5 protein-coding genes are annotated in these 5,704 nt (G+C 74.9%); 2 read left to right on the plus strand and 3 right to left on the minus strand.

Going from position 1 to position 5,704, the window contains the following annotated elements; all coding sequences use genetic code 11:
• Positions 1-165: 165 nt before the first annotated feature.
• Positions 166-879, plus strand: a complete 714-nt coding sequence (locus tag E1265_RS32730) for a hypothetical protein (protein WP_132934591.1) — start codon at positions 166-168, stop codon at positions 877-879.
• Between the two features lie 48 nt (positions 880-927).
• On the opposite strand, the gene E1265_RS32735 is transcribed toward E1265_RS32730, so the two are convergent.
• Both E1265_RS32735 and E1265_RS32740 read right to left on the minus strand, forming a co-directional pair.
• Entirely contained in the window at positions 928-1,599 is a 672-nt protein-coding gene (locus tag E1265_RS32735) for a response regulator transcription factor (RefSeq protein ID WP_243741277.1), read from the minus strand.
• Positions 1,590-2,810: a sensor histidine kinase gene (locus E1265_RS32740; RefSeq protein ID WP_132934592.1), complete on the minus strand. Its 1,221-nt coding sequence runs from the start codon at positions 2,808-2,810 to the stop codon at positions 1,590-1,592. The genes E1265_RS32735 and E1265_RS32740 overlap by 10 nt, the downstream gene beginning before the upstream one ends.
• Before the next feature lie 110 nt (positions 2,811-2,920).
• Here E1265_RS32740 and E1265_RS32745 point away from each other — a divergent pair, with 110 nt between their 5' ends.
• Positions 2,921-4,384 (plus strand): serine hydrolase domain-containing protein, encoded by a 1,464-nt coding sequence (locus tag E1265_RS32745; RefSeq protein ID WP_132934593.1) that lies wholly within the window; start codon positions 2,921-2,923, stop codon positions 4,382-4,384.
• On the opposite strand, the gene E1265_RS32750 is transcribed toward E1265_RS32745, so the two are convergent.
• Positions 4,365-5,429 (minus strand): alpha/beta hydrolase family protein, encoded by a 1,065-nt coding sequence (locus tag E1265_RS32750; RefSeq protein ID WP_132934594.1) that lies wholly within the window; start codon positions 5,427-5,429, stop codon positions 4,365-4,367. The two genes, E1265_RS32745 and E1265_RS32750, sit on opposite strands and share 20 nt — an antisense overlap.
• Positions 5,430-5,704: the final 275 nt, after the last annotated feature.

A 5,704-nucleotide genomic window follows, 5' to 3' on the forward strand; every position in this document is an offset into this window, starting at 1 on the left:
TCGGACCTCTTCGAGTAGTGGCCGCGACGAGCGGAGCAAGTCGGCGGTAACACGGACAGACCGGAGCCCCGGGGCGGGATCGCCCCGGGGCTCCACCGCGTCTGAAACGGGCGCCCCGCTATGGTGTTCCGCACCCCACAGGGTCCATGGGAGAACGGGGAACACATGGACTACTGCACGACCTGCCGTCGGCACCTCAACGGCGCGCTCATATGCCCTGGTTGCGGAGAGTTGACCGACAACGCGGCCAGCCACGACGACGGCACGGATGCCACGGCGGCACTCCCGGAGCTCGCCGCGCGTCACGACGACGCCGGTGCCGACCACCGCGGCAGCGAGGCGGCCGCAGGATCCGTGCCGGCCCCGGGTGGGCGGCGCGCCGCCCACCGCGCCGTGCGGCGCACCGGCCGGCGCCGCTACCTGCTGGCCTCGCTGCTCGGCGTCGCCGTGCTCGGCGTCACGGTGGCCGAGGTGGGCGACGTCGGACTGCCGCCGGCGCTCAACCCCATCGGCTCGGGCGGGGAATCGGAGGCGGCGGCCACCCCGAGCTCCCCAGAGGCGACCGCCGAGGCGAGCGAGTCCGCCGAGGACGTGCCGATCGAGCAGGTGACGGACTCCGATCCGACCGACCCCGACGAGACCCCGTCGGACGACGAGTCCGCCGACGAGTCGCCCGAGGAGACGACGCAGCCCCCGGTCGAGGAGGACGGCTCCATCGCGACCTCTCCCGCCCCGACCACCTCGGTGCCCGACCCCGACGCCTCGGACACCGGGGAGCCCGAGCCGGATTCCCCCTCGCCCACGGAGCCCGGCGAACCGGAGCCGGACGAGCCGGCCCCGAGCCCGACCGAGGACGACTGCTGGTGGATCTTCTGCTGACCGGCCCCGGCCCGACCAACCCCTGACCGACCGGGCACGGCCCCGCGATCAGGCCCGCAGATAGGCCAGGACGGCCAGCACCCGGCGGTGGCTCTCACCGTCCACGCGCAGGTCGAGCTTCTGCAGGATGCTGCTCACGTGCTTGTTCACCGCGGCCTCCGTCACGTGCAACGCGCGGGCGATCGCCGCGTTGGACAGGCCCTCGGCCATCCGGGCCAGGACCTCACGCTCCCGCGGGGTGAGGCGGCGCAGCGGATCGTGCCGACGGTGCAGCAACTGGCGGACGACCTCGGGGTCCATGACGGTGGCGCCGCGCGCCACCCGAACGACCGCCTCGGCGAACTCGGCGACCGCGCTGACCCGGTCCTTGAGGAGGTAGCCGAGGCCGCTGCCGCCGCCCAGGTCGAGCAGGTGGGTGGCGTAGGACTGCTCGATGTACTGGCTGAGCAGCAGGATCGGCAGGTCGGGGCGGTCCTCGTGGAGCGCGCGGGCCGCGCGCAGGCCGTCGTCGCCGTGGTCCGGTGGCATGCGGACGTCCGTCACCACGATGTCGGGACGGTGCGCGCGGGTGGCGGACAGCAGCGCGTCGGCGTCGCCGACCGCGGCCACGACATCGTGTCCGAAGCGGGCGAGCACGCCGACGATGCCGTCGCGCAGCAGCGGCGAGTCCTCGGCGACGACGATGCTCAGTGGTGTGTTGGTCGGGGCGTTCACCGGCACGGGAGCTCCACGTGGAGGAGGGTGGGGCCGCCGGCCGGGCTGGATATGCGCAGCCGGCCGTCGGCGGCGGCGACGCGGTCGGCGAGGCCGACGAGACCGCTGCCGCCGGCCGGATCGGCGCCGCCGGCGCCGTCGTCGGTGATCGACAGCACGAGCGTGTCGGCGCTGAGCCTCGCGTGCACCCCGGCCGCGTCGGCCCCGCTGTGCTTGGTGACATTGGCCAGCGCCTCGGCCACGACGAGGTACGCGGTGCTCTCCACGGCCGTCGGCAGCCGGTGCGGCAGCTTGATGTCGACGTCCACGGGGGTGGTGGAGCGGGCGGTGAGGTTGGTGACGGCCGCAGCCAGGCCCTGGTCGGTGAGCGCCTTGGGGTGGACGCCCTGGCTGAGCTCCCGCAGCTCGACCACCGCCTGCGTCAGCTCGCGCTGGGCGGTGGCGAGCTGCTGCGCGACCCGGGAGTCGGGCGGGGCGTCGAGCAGCGCCATGCCGAGCATCACGTTGACGGAGACGAGCCGCTGCTGGGCGCCGTCGTGCAGGTCGCGCTCGATGCGGCGGCGCTCGGCGTCGAAAGCGTCGACGAGGCGGGCCCGCGACGCGCGCACCTCCCGCAGCTCCCGGCCGAGTTCGCCGTCGCGCGGGGCCAGGATCAGCCGGGTCAGCGCGGCCCTGGCGCCGGCCCAGGCGGTGATGGTGTATGGCGCGGACGGCAGCAGGGCGAGCCCCACGAGCACCCAGGGCCAGGCGCCCGGGTCGTCGACGGGGGAGAGGGCGAGCAGCACGGGGAGGACCAGCGCGAAGCCGAGGACCAGCACGTCCATCCACCACAGCGCGGTCAGCGAGACGACGGTGAAGCCCAGCTCACGCCAGGTCGCCGGCTCGCGCAGCCGCGTCTCGAGCCAGGCGCGGAGCCCGGGCCGCGCGGGCGGCCGGTGCGGGTCGGGCGCCGGGTCGACGTCGACGAGGCGGAGCCGCCAGCGCTCGGTTCGGGCCACGAGGATGCCGGAGAGGGCGACGGCCAGCAGCGGCACGACCCCGACGAGCAGGAGCAGCGAGACCGCCCCGACCAGGGCGGTGGCCAGCAGGACGACGGAGGTCAGCGCGCCGAACGCGACGCCCGAGAGTAGATAGCCGAGGGCCCGCCAGGGCCAGGTCGAGACGAGAAACCCGAGCGGGCGCTGGGCGAGCGCCTGCCAGGCTGTGCGGTGGTGCATGCCGGCCACGGTACGTGGCGCCGGACGCCGGCGCGGTAGTGCTGGCACTACTCAGGTTCTCGCACTGGCGCGACTGCGCCGGGCCGGTTCGGCCGGTTGCAATGGCTGGCATGTCGACCCGTACTCTCCGAACCCTCCGCCGGCTGGCCTGCGGAGCCCTCGCCGCCCTCGCCCTGTGGGGCGCCGCCCCGGCGGGGGCCGCCGCTCCGGCGGCCCGCGCCACGCTGGACCCGGCCGCGATCGACCGCTTTCTGAACGACTACCTGGACGAGACGGGCCTGCCGGGCGCCGCCGTGGCCGTGACCAGGGGCGAAGAGGTGGTGCACGCCGCCGGATACGGGCACACGGCCGGCGGCGCCGAGATCACCGCGCGGACGCCGCTGCCGGTGGCCTCGCTCTCCAAGTCGATGACCGCGATGGCGGTGGTGCGGCTGGCCGAGGCCGGCGAGCTCGACCTCGACGAGCCGGTGCGGCGCTACCTGCCGGAGTTCACCATGGCCGACCCCCGGGCCGCCGAGATCACCGTCCGGCAGCTGCTCAACCAGACCTCGGGCATGGCCGACTCGGCCTACCCCGACCTGACGCGCCCACAGCCGGAGACTCTGGAGGAGGCGGTCGCCGCGATGCGCGGGGCCCGGCTCGCCGCCGACCCCGGCACGGCCTGGAGTTACCACAACCCCAACTACTCCGTGCTCGGCCGACTGGTTGAGGTGGTCGACGGCCGGCCGTTCGCCGAGTATCTGGCGGACGAGGTGTTCGGACCGCTCGGCATGGCGGACACCACGTCGGTCGACACCACCGAGGACATGCCGGACCACGCGAGAGGGCACGTCCGCGCCTACGGCATGGTGTTCGAGAGCTCCCACCCTCGGTGGTTCACGGCCGGCGGCTTCGGCGTCGTCTCCACCGCGGACGACCTGGCCCGCTGGCTCATCGGGCAGCGCGGCGAGCGCGTGATCTCGGCCGGGGGCGTAGCGCTCACCCACACCCCTCCGGAGGGTGAGCACTACGCCATGGGCTGGGCGACCAGCCAGCCCGGCGAGGAGCCGCGGCGGATCGAGCACACCGGCCAGCTCCTCACCCACAACGCGATGCAGACGCTGTTGCCGGACAGCGGCGTCGGCATCGCCGTCGTGGCCAACACCGGGATGCTCTCCGGGGACGACGCCCAGCTGATCGTCGACGGCCTGGTCGAGCTCGCCGAGGGCTACATCCCGTCCGTCACCCGGCCGTTCTCGATGACCGCCGACCTCGTGCTGGCCGCCCTCACCCTGCTCGCGCTCGGCCTCGCGACACTCGGCGTGGTCAGGGCGCGGCGCTGGGCGCGGCGGGCGGCGGCCCGCCCGTGGTGGCGCACGGCGCTCCGGCTGCTGCCACACACGCTGCCGATCCTGCTGCTCTGGTGGCTGACCGACCTGGTCGCCGCAGCCATGCGCCGGCAGGGCACACTCTCCCAACTCGCCCAGGCCTGGCCGGCCCTGGTGATATGGGTAGCCGGCAGCGCGCTGGCGGCGGCCCTGCTGCTTGCGGCGCGCGGGAGAGCCCTGCTGCTGGTCAGGCGGGCCGCCGCGTGACGGCCGGGTCGCCGCCGTGCAGGGCGTCGAGCAGCATAGGGAGCGAGGCGCGCAGCTCGCGGCCCCAGTAGGGAGGGAAGTGGGTGCCGGAGTGGAAGTGGGTCGTCAGGTCCGCGCCCACCGCCCGCAGCCGGTCGGCGAGGGCGAGGTTCTCCGCCAGCATCACCGCCTCGGTGGGCGAGTAGACGTCCTCGGGGAACGGATCGTCAGGATCCTCGAGCCCGGGGATCTCCTCGTCCGGCTCGGTGCCCGGCGGATCGAGCGGTCCGAGGCGGCCGTCGCCGCAGGACAGGTGGACGGGGACGGCGGCGAGCCGCCCGGCGAGCTGCCCCGGATCGTGGGCGCGCCAGACCTGGGCCTGGAGCTCGGGGTCGCCCCAGAGCGCGAGCCAGTCGAGGCCCAGATGGGTCATCCCGGCGCGCACCGCGTGCGGATTGCGGCTCGGGTGCACGAAGCCGCTGTAGCTCGCCGCCGCCCGGAAGAGCCCGGGATGGCGGGCGGCGTAGGACAGCGCGCCGAAGCCGCCCTGGGAGAGCCCGGCGGCCACCCGGTGCCTGCCCGCCCCGTACCGCTCCTCGACCAGCGGCAGCACCTCCCGCAGGTGGTATGTCTCGACGCGGGGTGGCCCGCCGGCTCCGTGGTTCCACCAGTCGGTGTAGAAGCCGTACAGCGGCATGTCCGGCATCACCACCAGCACGTCCCGCAGTTCGGGCAGGTCCTGGATGCCGAAGTCCACGGTCCACGTCAGGTGGTCGCCGTCCCCGCCGGGCAGCAGCCACAGCACCGGCCACCGGCCGGCCGCCCGGCGCCCCACCCACCCGGCCGGGGTGAGCAGCCGAACCCCGGCCGGCCCTCCGAGCGCCGCGGAGTCGAACGCCAGGTCGACGATTCGGTCGCCGGCCGCCGTCTCGCGCACGGCCGGCGACCGGCGCGGCGCGGCGGCCACCGCCGGCGTGGCGGCGAGGGCCGCCGTGCCGGCCAGCGCGGCCAGGCACGACCTCCGCGTGAGGCGGACGCGGTCGGCGGGGTCGGTGAGAGGGCGCATGGCGTCTCTTTCGTCGCTTCCGGCGGATGTCCGCCAGTCTCCGGCCCGGGCCAGGGCTCTGGCATCCGCCGGTCGGTGCGGCCGGCTACTCCCCGGGCAGTAGTCGGCCGGCCGGTTCCGCCGGATCTCGTCGGCCGAGTGGAGGGCACCGGCCTCCCGCGTCCGCCCGTTGGCCATGACGGTCGGTCTCATGACCGAGGGCCCCGGTCGGTTGACCGGGGCCCTCGTCGGGGAAGGTGCGGGTGTGGCTAGGCCTCTTCTCCGAAGAGCGAGGT

The organism is Streptomyces sp. 8K308, assembly GCF_004348315.1.
Lineage (GTDB): Bacteria > Actinomycetota > Actinomycetes > Streptomycetales > Streptomycetaceae > Streptomyces.